Source organism: Cyanobium sp. NIES-981, from assembly GCF_900088535.1.
Lineage (GTDB): Bacteria > Cyanobacteriota > Cyanobacteriia > PCC-6307 > Cyanobiaceae > NIES-981.
In genome coordinates this window covers 187667-203834 of record NZ_LT578417.1, presented here as the reverse complement: position 1 = coordinate 203834, position 16168 = coordinate 187667, and the positions used below count along the sequence as shown (strand labels likewise).

General features: G+C 70.6%; 18 protein-coding genes. 13 read left to right on the top strand and 5 right to left on the bottom strand.

Features of this window, described 5'->3' with window-relative positions:
- Positions 1 to 14 precede the first annotated feature (14 nt).
- Entirely contained in the window at positions 15 to 290 is a 276-nt protein-coding gene (locus CBM981_RS01100; RefSeq protein WP_087066899.1) for a MoaD/ThiS family protein, read from the top strand.
- Between the two features lie 83 nt (positions 291 to 373).
- Positions 374 to 1318, top strand: coding sequence for a cupin (locus CBM981_RS01095; RefSeq protein ID WP_087066898.1), 945 nt, complete (start codon positions 374 to 376; stop codon positions 1316 to 1318).
- Here the strand turns inward: CBM981_RS01095 and ftsH are convergent.
- Positions 1277 to 3199 (bottom strand): ATP-dependent zinc metalloprotease FtsH, encoded by a 1923-nt coding sequence (gene ftsH / locus CBM981_RS01090; RefSeq protein WP_087066897.1) that lies wholly within the window; start codon positions 3197 to 3199, stop codon positions 1277 to 1279. The two genes, CBM981_RS01095 and ftsH, sit on opposite strands and share 42 nt — an antisense overlap.
- A gap of 87 nt (positions 3200 to 3286) precedes the next feature.
- On the opposite strand from ftsH, the gene rpmF reads away from it, so the two are divergent.
- Positions 3287 to 3463: a 50S ribosomal protein L32 gene (gene rpmF, locus CBM981_RS01085; RefSeq protein ID WP_087066896.1), complete on the top strand. Its 177-nt coding sequence runs from the start codon at positions 3287 to 3289 to the stop codon at positions 3461 to 3463.
- Here rpmF and CBM981_RS01080 read toward each other — a convergent pair.
- The 3 genes from CBM981_RS01080 to CBM981_RS01070 are packed head-to-tail and all read right to left on the bottom strand — an operon-like array spanning position 3427 to position 5453.
- Positions 3427 to 4344, bottom strand: a complete 918-nt coding sequence (locus CBM981_RS01080) for a hypothetical protein (RefSeq protein ID WP_087066895.1) — start codon at positions 4342 to 4344, stop codon at positions 3427 to 3429. The genes rpmF and CBM981_RS01080 overlap by 37 nt on opposite strands.
- Positions 4344 to 4691 carry a DUF565 domain-containing protein gene (locus CBM981_RS01075; protein WP_087066894.1) on the bottom strand — a complete coding sequence of 116 codons (348 nt, stop codon included), beginning with the start codon at positions 4689 to 4691 and terminating at the stop codon, positions 4344 to 4346. The genes CBM981_RS01080 and CBM981_RS01075 overlap by 1 nt, the downstream gene beginning before the upstream one ends.
- A gap of 24 nt (positions 4692 to 4715) precedes the next feature.
- Positions 4716 to 5453: an HAD-IA family hydrolase gene (locus CBM981_RS01070; RefSeq protein ID WP_087066893.1), complete on the bottom strand. Its 738-nt coding sequence runs from the start codon at positions 5451 to 5453 to the stop codon at positions 4716 to 4718.
- A 32-nt stretch (positions 5454 to 5485) separates the two neighbouring features.
- Between CBM981_RS01070 and recJ the strand changes: the two genes are divergently transcribed.
- Together recJ and CBM981_RS01060 are read left to right on the top strand one after the other, a co-directional pair.
- A complete protein-coding gene (gene recJ, locus CBM981_RS01065) occupies positions 5486 to 7417 on the top strand; it encodes a single-stranded-DNA-specific exonuclease RecJ (RefSeq protein WP_087066892.1) in 1932 nt (643 codons plus the stop codon).
- The gene (locus CBM981_RS01060) at positions 7417 to 8733 is read left to right on the top strand and encodes a chloride channel protein (RefSeq protein ID WP_087066891.1); all 1317 of its coding nucleotides are present in this window, start codon (positions 7417 to 7419) and stop codon (positions 8731 to 8733) included. Before recJ ends, CBM981_RS01060 begins: the two co-directional genes overlap by 1 nt.
- A gap of 272 nt (positions 8734 to 9005) precedes the next feature.
- Here CBM981_RS01060 and psb30 read toward each other — a convergent pair whose 3' ends face one another.
- Positions 9006 to 9113, bottom strand: a complete 108-nt coding sequence (gene psb30 / locus CBM981_RS01055; protein ID WP_006041509.1) for a photosystem II reaction center protein Ycf12/Psb30 — start codon at positions 9111 to 9113, stop codon at positions 9006 to 9008.
- Between the two features lie 168 nt (positions 9114 to 9281).
- Between psb30 and CBM981_RS01050 the strand changes: the two genes are divergently transcribed.
- The 8 genes from CBM981_RS01050 to acsF all read left to right on the top strand — a co-directional run bounded on the left by CBM981_RS01050 (position 9282) and on the right by acsF (position 16125).
- Complete coding sequence (locus CBM981_RS01050) at positions 9282 to 9674, top strand: YkgJ family cysteine cluster protein (protein WP_087066890.1); 393 nt, start codon at positions 9282 to 9284, stop codon at positions 9672 to 9674.
- A 65-nt stretch (positions 9675 to 9739) separates the two neighbouring features.
- Positions 9740 to 10081 carry a TMEM165/GDT1 family protein gene (locus CBM981_RS01045; RefSeq protein ID WP_369801655.1) on the top strand — a complete coding sequence of 114 codons (342 nt, stop codon included), beginning with the start codon at positions 9740 to 9742 and terminating at the stop codon, positions 10079 to 10081.
- Positions 10082 to 10197: 116 nt separating this feature from the next.
- Positions 10198 to 10530, top strand: a complete 333-nt coding sequence (locus CBM981_RS01040; RefSeq protein WP_087066888.1) for a TMEM165/GDT1 family protein — start codon at positions 10198 to 10200, stop codon at positions 10528 to 10530.
- A gap of 185 nt (positions 10531 to 10715) precedes the next feature.
- Complete coding sequence (locus tag CBM981_RS01035) at positions 10716 to 13082, top strand: RNB domain-containing ribonuclease (RefSeq protein WP_157665286.1); 2367 nt, start codon at positions 10716 to 10718, stop codon at positions 13080 to 13082.
- A gap of 4 nt (positions 13083 to 13086) precedes the next feature.
- The gene (locus CBM981_RS01030) at positions 13087 to 13779 is read left to right on the top strand and encodes a flavin prenyltransferase UbiX (RefSeq protein WP_225867458.1); all 693 of its coding nucleotides are present in this window, start codon (positions 13087 to 13089) and stop codon (positions 13777 to 13779) included.
- Positions 13780 to 13782: 3 nt separating this feature from the next.
- Positions 13783 to 14367 (top strand): hypothetical protein, encoded by a 585-nt coding sequence (locus CBM981_RS01025; protein WP_087066887.1) that lies wholly within the window; start codon positions 13783 to 13785, stop codon positions 14365 to 14367.
- Between the two features lie 93 nt (positions 14368 to 14460).
- The gene (locus CBM981_RS01020) at positions 14461 to 14934 is read left to right on the top strand and encodes a DUF2996 domain-containing protein (protein WP_087066886.1); all 474 of its coding nucleotides are present in this window, start codon (positions 14461 to 14463) and stop codon (positions 14932 to 14934) included.
- An 81-nt stretch (positions 14935 to 15015) separates the two neighbouring features.
- Complete coding sequence (acsF, locus tag CBM981_RS01015; protein ID WP_087066885.1) at positions 15016 to 16125, top strand: magnesium-protoporphyrin IX monomethyl ester (oxidative) cyclase; 1110 nt, start codon at positions 15016 to 15018, stop codon at positions 16123 to 16125.
- Positions 16126 to 16168: the final 43 nt, after the last annotated feature.

Sequence of the window (16168 nt, the reverse complement as noted above, 5' to 3'; positions counted from 1 at the left end):
CATCCCGCTGATCCATGGGCATCCAGGTTCTGATCCCCACCCCGCTGCAGAAGTTCACCGGCGACCAGGCCAGCGTGGAGCTGGAGGCCGCCAGCATCGATGCCCTGATCGATGCCCTCGACGGCCAGTTCCCCGGTCTGAAGGGTCGCCTGTGCGATGAGAACGGCAAGCTGCGCCGTTTCCTCAACATCTACGTGAACAGCGAGGACATCCGCTTCCTGGAGAACCAGGCCACCGGCCTCAAGGACGGCGATGAGGTGTCGATCGTGCCCGCCGTGGCGGGCGGCTGAACGCCTGGCCTGTGCCTGCGGGCACCCCAAGTTCCGGCTCGGGCTGCATAGGCTCGGCCACCGATCGTTCTGTGGCTTGAGCCATGACCCTGACGCCCGAGGCCCCAGCGGCGGCCACCAGCAAGGCCGTGCTGTTCGACTACCGGCAGGCCGCCAATCCGGTGCGCAAGGGTCTGACCGAGCCGATCCCGGAGGGCCGCTGGGGACCTGAGCTGCACCAGCGGGGGCCCAGCGCCATCCTGCCCCTCGACCTCAGCGCCGAGCTCGGCTGTGAGGGTCCGGCCACCAGCCCGGCGCTGAGCGCCAACTTCGTGCGGATCCTGGCCGGCGAAACGATCGACGCCGGTGCCAACGCCACCAGCTCCCTCTTCTATGTGTGGCGGGGGGCCGGCCACTGCCTTCAGCCGGCCACCACACCGGGGCCGGACTTCCGCCAGGACTGGCGCCAGGGCGACCTGTTCGTGCTGCCCGCCGGCGAGGCCGCCCAGCTCGAGGCCTACGAGGAGAGCGTTCTCTACTGGGTGCACGACGCTCCCTTGCTGCGTCATCTGGGGGTGCGGGCCGACCGCCCCCGCTTCGAGGCCACCTATTACCCCGGCGAGTGGCTGCGGCGGGAACTGGCGGCCCTGGCGGCGGATCCCAGCACCGCCCGCAGCAACCGGCTCAGCCTGCTGCTGGCCAACCGCGATCTGCCGGCCAGCCGCACCGTGACCCACACCCTCTGGGCCATGTACGGGCTGGTGCCTGCCGGGGCCGTGCAACCCCCCCACCGCCACCAGTCCGTGGCGCTGGATCTGGTGATCGCCTGTGCCCCCGGCTGCGCCACCCTCTCGGGCACCGAACTGAATCCCGACGGCACGATCCGCAACCCGGTGCGGATGGAGTGGGAACCCGGCGCTGCCTTCGTGACGCCACCGGGCCACTGGCACAGCCATGTGAATGACAGCGGCCAGGAGGCCCTGCTGCTGCCGATTCAGGACGCCGGGCTACACACCTACCTGCGCAGTCTCGACATCTGCTTCAGCTGACGCCGGATGGGTGGCGGGTCCGTTCACCCCGGGCCCGCCTGATGCCTCCCAGCTCTCCACCAGCCGGCGGAACAGGTCACCCTCGATCGTCTCCTCGGCGATCAGGCGTTCCACCAGCAGGTCCATCAGCTCGCGGCGGGGTTGCAGCAGGCCCACGGCACGCTCGAGGGCCGTGCGGGCCAGCTGCCGCACCTGCTGGTCGATGCGAGTGCCGGTCTCCTGGGAGTAGGGCGCTTCGGAACGCAGCCAGTCGCGCCCCAGAAACACCTCGGCGCCGTCCCCCTCCAGGGCCTGGGGGCCGAGGCTGGAAAAGCCGTAGCGCGTGACCATCTCGCGGCAGATGCGGGCCACCATCTCCAGGTCGCCGGCGGCGCCCTGGGTCACCTCGCTCGGCCCGAACACCACCAGTTCGGCGGCCCTGCCGCCCATGGCCACCACGAGCCGGGCCTGCAGGTAGGCCTTGCTGATCAGCCCGGAGTCCAGCACATCCTCGTCCGGCATCATGCGGGCGAAGCCGCCCACGCCGCCGGCCCGCGGCAGCAGGGTCACCTTGTCGAGCCGGTCGGCATGGGGCACCAGGGTGGTGAGCAGGGCATGGCCCACCTCGTGGTAGGCGATCAGGCGCTTCTTGGCCGAATCCTGCAGCGGAGCCACCGCCAGCCCCATGGTGATCCGCTCGAGGGCATCGCCCAGGGCGGCCTCATCGATGGCGGCGCGATGGCGGCGGGCGGTGAGGATGGCGGCCTCGTTGAGCAGGTTGGAGAGATCCGCTCCGGAGAAGCCAGGGGTGCGCCGTGCCCAGTCGGCCAGGGACACCCCCTCGGCCAGGGGGCGGGTGCGGGCGTGGACCGCCAGGATCTCCTCGCGGCCGCGGCGGTCCGGCAGGTCCACCGTGATGCGGCGGTCGAAGCGGCCGGGGCGCATCAGCGCCCGGTCGAGCACGTCGGGGCGGTTGGTGGCGGCCACCAGGATCACGCCGGAGTTCTCCTCGAACCCGTCCATCTCGGTGAGCAGCTGGTTGAGCGTCTGCTCCCGCTCGTCGTTGCCGCCGCCGATGCCGGCACCGCGCTGGCGCCCCACCGCGTCGATCTCGTCGATGAAGATGATGCAGGGCGCCTTGGCCTTGGCCTTGCGGAAGAGATCGCGCACGCGGCTGGCCCCCACGCCCACGAACATCTCCACGAATTCCGAGGCGGCCATGGAGAAGAACGGCACCCCGGCCTCACCGGCGATGGCGCGGGCCAGCAGGGTCTTGCCCGTGCCGGGGGGGCCGATCAGCAGCACCCCCTTGGGGATGCGGGCGCCGATGGCGGTGTAGCGCTCCGGCGACTTCAGGAAGGTGACCACCTCCTGGAGTTCCTCCTTCGCCTCGGCGATACCGGCCACGTCCTCGAAGCGCACCGCCACGCTGTTCTCGGGGGAGAGCCGCGGCTTGCTGCTGCCGAAGCCCATGGCCCGGTTGGCCACCTTGGCACTGCGACGCAGCAGCAGGGACAGGCCCACCACCAGCATGGCCACCAGCAGGGCATTGGACACCAGCGATGCCGTGGCGGCCTCGGCCCGGTCATCCCGCACCGTGAGCGGCACATTGGCGGCCTCAGCGGTGCGCAGCAGCAGCTGGTCGTTGTTGAACACGGGCACCCGGGCCACCCGGCCGTCCGTGAAGGTCACCTCCACGTCCCGGCGGCGGGTGGAGAGCTCCAGCTCCTTCACCTTACCGCCCCGCAGATCCGCCAGCAGCTGGCTGTACGACGGTGCCTGCCCTTCACCCCCCAGACCACCCACGAGGGATTCGAGCTGGGGCCTGGCCTGCTCGCCCTCGGGGGGGGCGCCGGCGGCATCAGAAGCGTTGGCAGCCGCCGGTGACGGGCTCTTGCTCACGGGGGTTCGGCTTTCACGCGAGCTTAGCGATTTGACGAAAGGCGAGACGACAACAGAGGATTGTTGTTTGGCCGTGAGTGATCGGGGATGGCTGTTCCCAAGAAGAAGACATCGAAAGGGAAGCGCAACCAGCGCCACGCCCACTGGAAGGCCAAGGCCGCCACGGCCGCCCAGAAGGCCCTCTCGGTGGGCAAGGCCGTGCTGAGCGGCCGTGCCCAGGGCTTCGTCTACCCCATGGACAGCGAAGAGGAGTCGGACGACTGAGTCCGGCAGCCGAGGCAGCGTCGGCGGCTGTCCAGCGTCGCCACCGCCATCACCCGGCCTGCGCTGCCGGTGATCCCTGCGCTGCCGGTGATCAGGGCATCCTGGTAGAGCACGGGGGGCAGGCTGCAGAGGCTGGCACGCACCAGCGCCTCCAGTTCATGCGGGGCCAGCCAGCCAGCCGGGTCACCTCCGTGGCGCGCCCTGCGCCGCTGGCGGGCCTCGGCCTGGAAGCGCCAGCGGCGCGGCCAGCGCCAGTCGGAGGGGCGCAGCACCCAGATTCCATCGAGCAGCTCCCACACCGGGTGGTAGCGCTGCAGTTCGGCATCCCAGCGCGGCAGCCAGGCGATCTCCTCTGCCGTGAGGGAGGGGGTGGCCGCGTCCAGGCTCCGCCGCCAGGTGCTCCCCGCGCTGCTGGCCGTGAGGTTGAGGCTGCGGCAGCCCAGCAGCCACCCCTCCAGCACCAGGGCATCGAAAGGCGCTTCGCGGAGGCCCTGACGGTCCCCCTGGCCCTGGCGCAGCGCTTTGTCGAACCGGGGCCACCGAAACAGCCCCCCTCCACGCCAGGCCCGCAGGCTTTGGAGCAGGAGGGGGAGATCATGGCTTCCCGGCGGCACCCGGGTCACCCCGAAAGGGTTGCCGGCCATCGCCTGCTGCCGCTCGGGCCACGGCAGGTAGAAATCATCGATCGAGGCCACGCCGAGCCTCAGTCCTGCGGCCAGGGCCAGGGCCTGCAGCTCCTGGGTGAGGCTGGTCTTGCCGGCCCCGACGGGACCGTTGATGGCCAGCACCGGCCGCGCTCCCTCGGCCAGCAACCGCTGCAGCCGGGCCAGCAGCGGCAGGGCGACCTGCTCCATCACGCTGGGGTGCGGGCGGGAATCCATCAGGTGCCCAGCTTGAAGGCTTCGAGCACCACCGCGTACACCAGCCCGATCCTGAAGTTGTCCGCCACCATCCAGCCCAGCCCCGGCTGCTCGCGCACAAGACGACCGCGAAGGCGCACCACCACCTCCAGGAGGAGCACGGCCGCGAGCACGGCCATCGGCCGCCCGCCGGGGAACAGCAACAGCACGTAGCTGGTGAGGTTGCCGCCGGCGTAGAAGCCCAGCAGCAGGGCGAGCAGCACCACGCTGCGGGAACGCCAGCTGCCGCGCAGGGAACCGAAGACGGCCCGCACCAGCCCGTCGCTGAGCCGGTTGAAGCGCGTGGGCTGCAGGGGACGCCCGGTCACGGCAGCACGGTCACGGCAGAACAGTCACAGCAGACGTTCCAGGTAGGAGAGCGTGATCCGGCCGGACTGGCAAGCCGGCCCCCGCACCACCGAGGCGTCCGGGCCCAGACCGGTGACCACGGCCCGGGCGGCGGCGAAGGTCTGCAACGGCAGCAGGTGGCTGTAGTGACTGAGGCTGAGCAGGCAGGGCAGGCCCGCCGCCGCCGCCGCCGCCAGGCCCGGGGGGGAATCCTCGATCACCAGAACCTCCGACGCCGGCAGGCCCAGCCGCTCCAGGGCGCCGTGATAGGCCTCCGGATCGGGCTTCTTGCGGGTGACATCCTCGCCGCAGATCCGGAAGGCGAAGGCTCCGCTTCGTTCCCCCAGCAGGTGCTGTTCCAGGCTCGCCAGGGCCTGCTGACCACTGGTGGTCACCAGGGCCTGGCGCAGTCCGGCCGCCTGAGCTTCAGCGATCAGTTCGGCCACCCCTGGCCGCAGGCTCAGGACACCCGAGGCCACAAGGGTTCCGTAGTGCCGCTGCTTGCTTGCCTGCAGTGCCACCACCCGCGGCTCCGCCGGTTCCCGCCCCTCGCTGGCGTGCAGGCAGGCCCGCAGGCGCTCATGGCCGCCGCTGATCTCCAGCCAGCGGCCGTAGGCGTCCGGATCCCAGTGGATGGGCAGGCCGTGCTCCCGGAACGCCTGGTTGAAGGCCACGCGGTGCCCGTCCCGCTCCGTTTCCGCCAGCGTGCCGTCCACATCCCAGAGCAGCGCGCGCAGGGCCATCGATCCGGTCCGGAGCTCCCAGTGCCCCCAGAATGGCCCGGCCCCTGCTTCAGCAGCCGTTGCTCCCCCCGCTCCATGAGCAACGCTGGCAGCTGCCCGCCCCCCTGGGGGAGCTGGCCGATCCCGAGCTCCTGCAGAAGCTCAACCCGGCCCCCCTCTCCCGCCTGCCCGATCCGCTGCTGGCGGTGCTGGCCCGACGCGGCTACGCCAGCGCCGAGGCGATCACCGACCTGCTGAACCCTCCGGAGGCCCCGCAGGCCTGCGAGCACTTCGCCGATCTCGAGCCTGCGGTGGCCCGGCTCCAACGCGCCTGTCTGGCCGGCGAGGCCGTGGCGATCTGCGGCGACTACGACGCCGACGGCATGACCAGCACCGCCCTGCTGCTCGGTGTGCTCGAACGGCTCGGGGCGCGGCCGGTGGCGGCCATTCCCAGCCGGATGGCGGAGGGGTACGGGCTCAACGCCGCCATGGTGGAACGGCTGGCGGCCGAGGGCGTGCAGCTTCTGGTGACCGTGGACAACGGCATTGCCGCCGCGGAGGCCCTCGCCCGGGCCCAGGCCCTGGCCGTGGAGGTGATCGTGACCGACCACCACAGCATCCCCGCGCAGCTGCCGCCCCTGCTGGCCCTGCTGCACCCGCAGCGCACCCCGGCGGATTCGCCCTACAGGGGCCTGGCCGGCGTGGGGCTGGCCTACGTGCTGGCGGCGGCCCTCTGCGAAGCCATGGGGCGGGGCGACGCCCTGCAGATGGCCCGCGACCTGTTCTGCATCGGCACCATCGCCGACATGGCTCCCCTCAGCGGGGTGAACCGCCGCTGGCTGATCGATGGCCTGCCCCGGCTCGGTCACTCGGGCCTGGCGGGTCTGCAGGCGCTGCAACAGGTGGCGGGGGTGGACGACCGCCCGCTGGATGCGCAGGCCGTGGGCTTCCAGATCGCCCCCCGGATCAATGCGGTGGGCCGGCTCGGTGATCCCCGGCTGGTGGTGGAACTGCTCACCACCACGGATGCGGACAGGGCGCTGGAGCTGGCCGGGCAGTGCGAGGCGCTCAACCGCCAGCGCCGGGAGCTGTGCGAAGCGATCGAAGCCGAGGCCCTGGCCCTGCTCGAGGCCGACGGTCCGCACCGGCCCCGCTTCATCCTGCTGGCCCAGGGCCACTGGCACCACGGCGTGATCGGCATCGTGGCCGCCAGGCTGGTGGAGCGGCTGGGGTTGCCGGCCGCCCTGCTGGCCGGCGAAGGCGGGGGGCTGCTGCGGGCCTCGGTGCGGGCACCCCGCGGTTTCGCCGTGGACCAGGCCCTGAACCACTGTGCCGATCTGCTGGAGCGGCACGGTGGCCATCCCGCCGCCGGAGGCTTCACCGTGCGGGCCGAGCACGTGGCCCGGCTGCATGAGCGCCTCGACGCCCTGGCCGCCACCTGGCTGGCCAGCCACGGCGGCGGCCATCCTGTGGAACCGGAAGCGCTGCTGCGGCTCGAGCAGATCGACCGCGACTTCGTGCGCCACCAGCAACGCCTCGAACCCTTCGGCATCGGCCACCCCCAGCCGGTGTTCTGGAGCGCCGCCTGCCGGGTGACGCAGCAGAAACTGCTGCGCGGCGGCCATCTTCAGCTGGAGCTGAGCCAGGGGGAACGCAGCCTGCGGGCGATGGGATGGCGCTGGCAGGGGGCCGCCGACCTGCCGCCCTGGGTGGACGTGGCCTACCGGGTGAAGATCGACCGCTGGCAGGGCCAGGAACGGCTGCAGCTGGAGCTGGTGGGACTGCGCGGCAGCGACCCCCCCGGCGGGGAGCGGGAAGTGCGCCTGCAGCGACGCTCCCGCACCTACTGGTGCCGCCGCCAGGGCGATGGCCTGGTGGTGCGCAACGCCGCCGGCGAGGAGCTGCACAGCAGCAGCGCCCCCGAGCACCCCTACCTGCGGGCCCTGCTGCAGGATGCCGCCATGGCTCTCGGTCTCAGCGCCTGATGCCCCGCTCCCCCCTGCACCGCGGTGACCTTCGCAGCCTCGGCCGCCTGCTGGGGCTGGGGGTGGTGGTGGGCCTGGCCTGCTGGCCCCTCAATCTCGTGGACGACGCCCAGAGCTTCCTGCAGACCAGGCTCCCCAGCTTCACGGGCGAGGCCTGGACGCTCTGGACCGTGGGGATCGCCGCCGCGCCGCTGCTGGTGATGCCGATCCTGCTGGCCCTGCAGGCGGGCCCTCTGGGGCTCGGAGCCGGGTCCGGCATTCCCCAGACGCTGCGAAACCTGGAGGGCCTCGATCAGGACAGCGCCCTGCTGGGGGCGGCTCCCACCACCGCCAGGCTGGGGTTGTGGACAGCGGCGAGCCTGGCCCTGATGCCCCTGGGGCGCGAAGGCCCGGTGGTGCACCTCGGCGCCGCCATCGCCCAGGCCCTGCAACGGCTGTTCCCCCGGCTGCTCGCGGGTCTGCGTCGGGAGCATCTGGTGGCGATCGGCGCCGGCGCCGGTCTGGCCGGAGGCTTCAACAGCCCGCTGATGGGCACCCTGTTCGTGATGGAGGAGCTCACGGGCAGCTACAGCAGCACCCTGCTGTGGCCCTCGCTGGTGGCCTGCTCCGCGGCGGCCCTGATCAGCAACCTGGACGGCGTGCCGCTGTTCCCCCTCGGGCTGGTGGCCACTGGGGAGCCGGAATGGCAGCAGCTGCTGCTCTCCCTGCCGGTGGGCGTGGGGGCGGGACTGCTGGGCGGGCTGTTCGCACGGATCCTGCTGGTCTCGAGCCGCTGGCTCAAACCTCGGGTGATGCAGCAGCCCTGGCGCTGGGGCCTGGCGCTGGGGGCAGGCCTGGCCCTGTTCGCCCTGTTGAGCGGAGGCTGGAGCGGTGGCGATGGCGAAACCCTCATGGAGCAGCTCCTGGAGGGACGCGGACCGTTGCCGGTGGCTGGAGCTCCCCTGGGACTGGTGGGCTGGGCCCTGGTGCTGGCCTCCCGGGTGCTGGCGCCGGTGCTGGCCCTGGCGGCAGGTGTGCCGGGGGGTCTGATCGATCCTGCCTTCACGATCGGCGCGGTGTTCGGCAGCGGTGTGCTCGCGACGTTCGGCGGCAACGTTCAGCTGGGGGTGGCCCTGGGCATGGCCGGAGGACTGGCCGGAGCCACCCAGCTGCCGCTGATGACCGTGCTGTTCTCCATGCGCCTGGCCGGCGACCAGCAGTGGCTGTTCGGAATCCTGATGAGCGCGGTGATCGGGGCCTACGCCGGCCGCAGACTCCAGCCGGAGCGGATCTACCACGCCCTCTCGGATGTGCACCACGACAATCAGCCGGCATGACAGCCGGTCGCCATCACAGCCGGGCTGCGGGTCAGCTGCCCGGCCGCCAGCGCGATGCCGGGTCAGCCGCGGGACGGCTCAGGGCTCGCGCACTGAATCGCTGTCTGAGGCGGTCAGACCTGTCGCAATCAGGTCTGTCGTGATCAGACCTGTCGTGATCAGACCTGTCGTGATCAGTCGTACCGCGATCGGTCCGGACGCAATCGGAGCAGGCGCGAAGTTCCTAGAAGATCAGGCCCCGGGCCGCCTGAACGGACTCACCTGAACGGATTTCAGAGGGCACCGCGGCGGTAGAAGAGGATGAAGATCACTGCAGGCCCAGCCAGGGTGATCAGCGCCAGGGCTCCGAAGTTGGCGATCAGGTGGAAATCGATGCCCATGGTGACCGGCGGCGGAGACGTTTGCTGGGCGCGATCGTAGGCGGCGTCAGGAACCTGTCCCCACCCCAGCGGATCTCTGTGACGGGTTGTCACAGCAGCGGGTCCGGGCTGGCCCCATCCCCAGGCCCCGGGATTCCTAGAACGGGTTCCCGAGAACTCGGCCCTGTGATGTCCAGCAACGTGCTCCACTGGCAGTGCATCCAGGGCTGTGGTGCCTGTTGCCGCCTCGATCCGGGTCTGCGGGGCGAGGCGCTCGAGGCCCTCAGCCCCGGGCAGAGGGAGCGCTATCTCGCCATGGTGGGGGAAGACGGCTGGTGCATCCACTACGACACCGGGGGCAGACGCTGCCGGATCTATGGCGAGCGACCCGACTTCTGTCATGTCGACAACCTGGTGGGACTGTTCGCCGGCGCCTGTGGCGCTCACGGTGATGGGACAGGGGCTCCGCCGGAGCGGGACAGCCTGGCCATCGCCTGCTGCCTGCAGCAGATCCGCGCCGAATACGGCGGGCGTGGCAGGGTGATGCGTCGTTTTCGGCAGGCGATCCGCCGCGGACCATGAGTGATGCCCCCCAGGCCAGAGCGGCGGAGCCCGATCCGCAGGCCGCTGCACCGCAACCGGACGCCGTGAGTGAGTCCGGGACCCCGACGTCCAGGGGGTGGGTGGTGGCGTTCATCACCACCTTCACCACCGTGTTTCTGGCCGAACTCGGCGACAAGACCCAGCTGGCCGCCCTGCTGCTGTCCGCCCAGTCCGGGCGGCCCCTGGTGGTGTTCCTCGGGGCCTCCCTGGCCCTGATCTGCTCGAGCCTGGTGGGCGTGCTGCTGGGCCGCTGGCTGGCCCGGGTGATGCCGGCCCAGCAACTGGAGCGGCTGGCGGGAGGCCTGATGGTGGCCCTGGGGCTGTGGCTGGGCCGGCAGGCGGTGCTGAACCTGGCGCCCATGCAGGGTCTGAACCCCCCGGCCTGAGTGCCGGAGCCATTTCCCCTCCAGCCTTCCACGCCCGTCGCGCCCTCAACGGCGGTCCAGGTCCGCCCGATCCCCCAGCCCAGCCCAGACCCGCTTTCTGCCTCCCGCTTCCTGCCATGGACCTCGCCCTGCTGGCCTCCACCTTCGCCACGGTGTTCCTGGCCGAGCTGGGGGACAAGACCCAGCTCGCCATCGTGACCATCAGCGGCACCTCAAGCCGTCCCGGCGCCGTGTTCGCCGGCAGTTCTGCCGCCCTGGTGCTCGCCAGCCTTCTGGGCGCCGCCGCCGGGGGATCCCTGTCCAGCGTGGTCCCCACCGACACCCTGCAGCTGGCCGCCTCGGTGGGCTTTCTGGTGCTGGGGCTCCGGCTGCTGCTGATGGCCAGGGCGGACGAGGACTCCGCTGCGGCCGACCAGGAGAGTGGCGCAGGCCAGGACAGCCACCCCTGAGGCTCGCCCCCCGGGCCGCGGCGGTGGCGTGGATCCAGCCCCGTCCCACGGCTGCCTAAAGTTCCGGTCCGGGAGTCCAGGGGTACGCGGGCATCGCTCCGAGCCCGGTGCGCCCCTTCCGCTGCCGCCGCCGCCAGTCCCCTGGGCTGAGCTCGGGCCGCACAAGCCACACAGCTGCTGATTCGATGAAGTTCACGGTCGCCGACCTGCTCGACCAGCTTCCCGCCGGGGAATCTCTGCCTATCGCCAAACTGGAGAAGGCCCTTGGCCTGAGCGGCACGGACGACAGGACCCATCTGCAGATCGGCCTGCATGCCCTCGACAGACTCGGCCTGCTGAGCCGATCCGACGACGCCATTCAGCGTTGCGACACGCCGGAACTCATCCCGGCCCGACTGCGCTGCTCGAGCAAGGGGTTCTGCTTCGCCCTGCGGGAGGACGGAGGCGAGGACATCTACATCCGCGATCACCAGCTCAACCACGCCTGGAATGGCGACCGGGTGCTGGTGAAGGTGACGCGGGAAGGCGGCCGGCGACGCTCTCCGGAAGGTGGCGTGCAATGCATCCTCGAGCGCCACACCACCGCGCTGCTGGCCCAGGTGGAACACCAGCGGGATCACCTGGTGGCCCTGCCGCTGGACGACCGGCTCCTGACCGCCGTCCAGCTGCCGGAATCCGACGCCGAGTACCTCGATCCGGAGCAGAACTCGGTGGTGGAGGTGATGATCGATCGCTACCCCGTGGCCCAGTTCGCCCCCCAGGGGCACGTGGCACGGCGCCTGCCGATCCATGGCGGCGAGGCGGCCGACCTCGATCTGGTGCTCACCAAGCACCGCCTGAACCAGCGCCCGACGGCCCCACGGGCCAGCCTCCGCACACCGGAGATCAAGGACCGCGCGGACCTCACCCAGCAGCCCGCCCTGCTGATCAGCGGCTGGCAGTGCAAGGACACGCCGGACCTGGCTGCGGTCTGCCTCGAATCCCGCGACGAGGGCTGGACCCTCTGGATCCATGCACCGGCCGTGGCCGAGCGGATCCCCTTCGGCGGCAGCCTCGACCAGTGGCTGCGGGATCAGGCCGAAGCCCACTGCGTCGGCCGCCAGTGGCTTCCCCTGCTGAGCCCGGCCCTCCAGAAGGCCGCCGGCTGGAAGCCCGGCGAGCGCCAGGCCGCTCTCTCGGTGGCGCTCGAGCTCAACAGCTCCGGCCAGCTGGAGCACTACCGCTTCTGCCGCTCCCTGATCAAGCCTGAGGCCCGCGTGGACGCGGCGATGCTCGCCGCCCTGGCCGAGCGCAAACCCAAAAGCCGCTCCACACCGGCGGCCCTGAAGGCCGTCAAGGCCCACCTCGACCAGCTGGAGCAGCTGGTGACGCTCACCGCCCTGCTGCGGGAGCGACGGCTGGAGAAGGGTTCGCTCGACCTCCTCCTGCCGATGCCTCCCATCGAGAGCCTCGGGGACCTGGCGGTGCCGCCCCCGGATGCGGCAGGACAGGGCTGGATGGTGGAGCTGCCGGCCCACCATCCGATGGCGATCCTGCGGGAGGGCGGTCTGCTTGCCGATCGTGCCCTGGGGGAACACCTGGCGGCCCTGCAGCTGCCGGCGATCTATGCGGTGAATGCTGCGGCGGAAGCCTCCGACCTCAACGATGTGGCCAAGGCGGCCCTCGCCCTGGAGATCCCCCTGGAGCTGGATGAGGAGGGCCATGCCAGCGCCGGTGAACTGGCGGCCGCCTTCGCGGCCACCGATCGCTGCCGCCCCCTGCAGCAGCAGCTCAGGGCCGTGCTGAGGCCCGTCAGCCTGGCCACCGAGGCCGGGGAGCATGCCGTGGCGGGCATCACCGGTGAGGAGCCGGCCTATGCACCCTGGTGCTGCCCTGGCCTGCATTACGCCGACATCTGGAACCAGCATCTGCTCACCCTGCTGCTCACCGAGGGCAAGGACCGCCCGAGCGTGCGTCACAAGATCGGGGTGGACCTGGCCTCCGATGCCTGCCACGGCTCCATCGACTGGCCCCTGCTGCCGAACAGCGCCCTGGTTCCCTTCCATCAGGGTCTTGCCCATGGCCTGGTGCAGCGGCTGAACGGCAGGCGCCGTTTCGGGGCGGAGCTGGAGGCGGATCTGCTGGCCATGGCCCAGGCCCGGCAGGCTGAACCGCTGGTCGGCCAGGTGCTGCCGGGAATCATCAGTGGTGTGCAGAGCTACGGCTTCTTCGTGGAAGTGCCACCCTCCAACGTCGAGGGGCTGGTGCACGTGAGCTCCCTCAAGGACGACTGGTACGAGTACCGCTCGCGCCAGAACCGGCTGGTGGGCCGCAAGAACCGCCGCACCTACATGCTCGGCGATGCGGTGGAGGTCGAGATCCAGAAGGTGGATGCGCTGCGCCACCAGATCGATCTGGCCGTGCAGCTGCCGGAGGGCTACGAGGCCCTGGCGGACGGCCAGGACAACCTCGCCGCCCCGGACAAGGCCCCCCTCGACGGCGACTCCCACGACGGGGACTCCCCCGACGGCGACGACACGTTCACCCCGGTGGCCGTGCTCAACGAGGCCTGAGGCGATGGACCCGGTTGTTCTGGCCGTTTCCGGGGCCTCGGCCCAACCCCTGGCCAGACGGGCACTGCAGCTGCTGCTGGAGGCGGGCGAGTCGGTCGAGATGGTGACGAGCCGCGGTGCCATCGGGGTGTGGCAGGCGGAGCTGGGACTGCGGGTCCCGAGCGAACCGGAGGCCCAGGAACGGTTCTGGCGCGAGGAGACCGGTTGCCAGACCGGACGGTTGCGCTGCCATCGCTGGAATGACCAGGCCGCCGCGATCGCCAGCGGCAGCTACCGCACCCGGGGCATGGTGATCCTGCCCGCTTCGATGGGCACGGTGGGACGGATCGCCTCCGGTGTGGCCCTCGACCTGGTGGAGCGGGCCGCCGATGTGCACCTGAAGGAGGGCAGACCCCTGGTGATCTGTCCCCGGGAAACGCCCTGGAGCCTGGTGCACCTCCGCAATCTCACCGCCCTGGCGGAAGCCGGGGCACGCATCGCACCACCGGTGCCGGCCTGGTACCACCGCCCCCGTGGGATCGAGGAGATGGTGGATTTCCTGGTGATCCGCGTCTTTGATGTGCTCGGCTTCGAGCTGGGCAGCCTGCGGCGTTGGCAGGGCCCCATCCAGGCCGATCGGGCCGACCGCTCCAGCCCAGGCTCCGGCAACCCGACACCGCCAGAGCCCGTGTCCACCCCGATTCCCACCGAGTCCTGAGTCTTGGCCCCTCTGGTGCGACAGCTGCTTCTGCTCCCGTTGCTGGCGCCGCTGCTGGCCGTGGTGCTGATCGGTGCCGTCAACCCCCGGCCTGCGGTGGCTCTGCGCCTGCTCACCTGGAGCACGCCCTCCCTGCCGATCGGGGTGTGGATGATGCTGGCGGCGGCGGGTGGAGCTGGGGTGAGTGCCCTGGGCACCGCCCTGGCCATGAGCGCAGGGGAGCGGGAGCTGCAGCGGCAGGTGAGGCGCCCTCTGAACAGCCGCGAAGCCAACGTCGAAGACAGCCGCCAGCCCAGCGCCCCCCCCCGCGAGACCGGCTGGCCGGGAATGGACGCGGACAGCGAAGCGCCTGCTGGCTACCCGCCCGCCTACGGCCCTGGAGCCGGCCCCACACGGGCGGCCGGGGAGAGCAGTCCCACCGTGGCGGTGCCCTACCGGGTGATCCGGCGGGCCGGCGCCACCACCGCCAGCCCCGCCCAGGAACACCCAGCATCGCCGAGGCCGGAGCGGGGCTTCGCGGTGGCGGCACCGACACCAGGGGCTGCCGGGGGGGATGGCTGGGGCAGCCCCCTGGCCGAGAGCTGGTGAACCCAGGGCCCACGGCCCCGGCACCGAGGTGTGTCTGAAGCACACGCCGCCCGGCTTAGAGTCGGGCCACCGATGGTTTGAGGCCAGAGTTCGGTGAGTGAGGCCACCAATCCAGCCCAGGACAGCGCCGCAGACAAGGCTGGAGCAGCCAGCTCTGCCGGCACCGCTGCTGCCAAGCCGGCCGCCAAGGCGGCAGCGAAGCCACCGGCTCCGGAGGAGCAACCCTTCGCCACCTTCGTTCCCGAGCTGCTGATCCCGGCGCTCAGCAAGGAGATCCAGGCCTACGGCGGACCAGCGCCCCAGCTCTCCTTCGAGCAGGCTGCGATGCCGGTGATCGGCAGTCCCTGCTGGATGGTGGCTGGCGTCCTGCCGGAGGAACGCCGGTTCTGGCTCTGCTTCACCGAGGAGAGCCTCACCGCGCCGAAGGTGGTGATCGTGGCCGAGGCCGGCGCCCAGCCGAGCCTGGTGGAATCCTTTCTGATCGACGAGCGCAAGATCACCCTGCCCCTGCTGGTCTCCCGGCTGGTGCAGCGGCTGAACGGGCAGAAGTGGCTCGGGGCCAACTAGCACCCCCGTACGCCGTTACATCCAGGCCGCCGCAGAGGCCAGGCCACTTACGATGGCCGCACGCTCTGTGTTGCCAGCCTGATGGTGCCCCCAACCGCTGTCGCCAATCCCGCCGCCGCACCTGGCTCCGGCCTGACCATCGGCACACCGGATTCCCCCGCCATCAAGGATCCGGTGAAGGACACCATCCTGACGCCGCGGTTCTACACCACCGATTTCGAGGCCATGGCGGCCATGGACCTCCGCCCCAACGCCGTGGAGCTGGAGGCCATCTGCGAGGAATTCCGCAAGGACTACAACCGCCACCACTTCGTGCGCAATGGCGAATTCGAGGGTGCGGCCGAGAAACTTGATCCTGAGACCCGCCGGGTGTTCGTGGAGTTCCTCGAGCAGAGCTGCACCTCTGAATTCTCGGGCTTTCTCCTCTACAAGGAGCTGAGCCGTCGCATCAAGGAGAAGAACCCCCTCCTGGCGGAGTGCTTCGCCCATATGGCCCGGGATGAAGCCCGCCATGCCGGCTTTCTCAACAAGGCCATGGCCGATTTCGGCCTCCAGCTCGACCTGGGCTTTCTCACGGCCAACAAGGCCTACACCTACTTCAAGCCCAAGTTCATCTTCTACGCCACCTACCTGAGTGAGAAGATCGGCTACTGGCGCTACATCGCCATTTACCGCCATCTGGAGAAGAACCCGGAAAGCAAGATCTTCCCGATCTTCAACTTCTTTGAAAACTGGTGTCAGGACGAGAACCGTCATGGTGACTTCTTCGACGCCCTGATGAAGGCCCAGCCCGACACCGTGCGGGGCCTGCAGGCCCGCCTGTGGTGCCGTTTCTTCCTCCTGGCCGTGTTCGCCACCATGTACGTGCGCGACGTGGCGCGCAAGGAGTTCTACGAGGCCCTCGGTCTCGATGCCCGTGCCTACGACAAGTACGTGATCGACAAGACCAACGAGACCTCCGCCCGGGTGTTCCCCGTGGTTCTGGATGTGCGCAATCCCAAGTTCTGGGAGCGGCTCGAGCGCCTGGTGGACAACAACGCCGCCCTCAGCGAGGCCGACCAGAGCGGTGCCCCGGCCCCCCTCAAGGCGCTGCGCAAGCTGCCCTACTGGATCGGCAACGCCGCCGAGATGGCCAAGCTCTTCCTGATGAAACCCATCCGCAGCGAGGCCTTCCAGCCTGCCGTGCGCTGAACGGCAGCGGCACCGCAGAGCTCCCGGGCTCCGGCCACCGTCG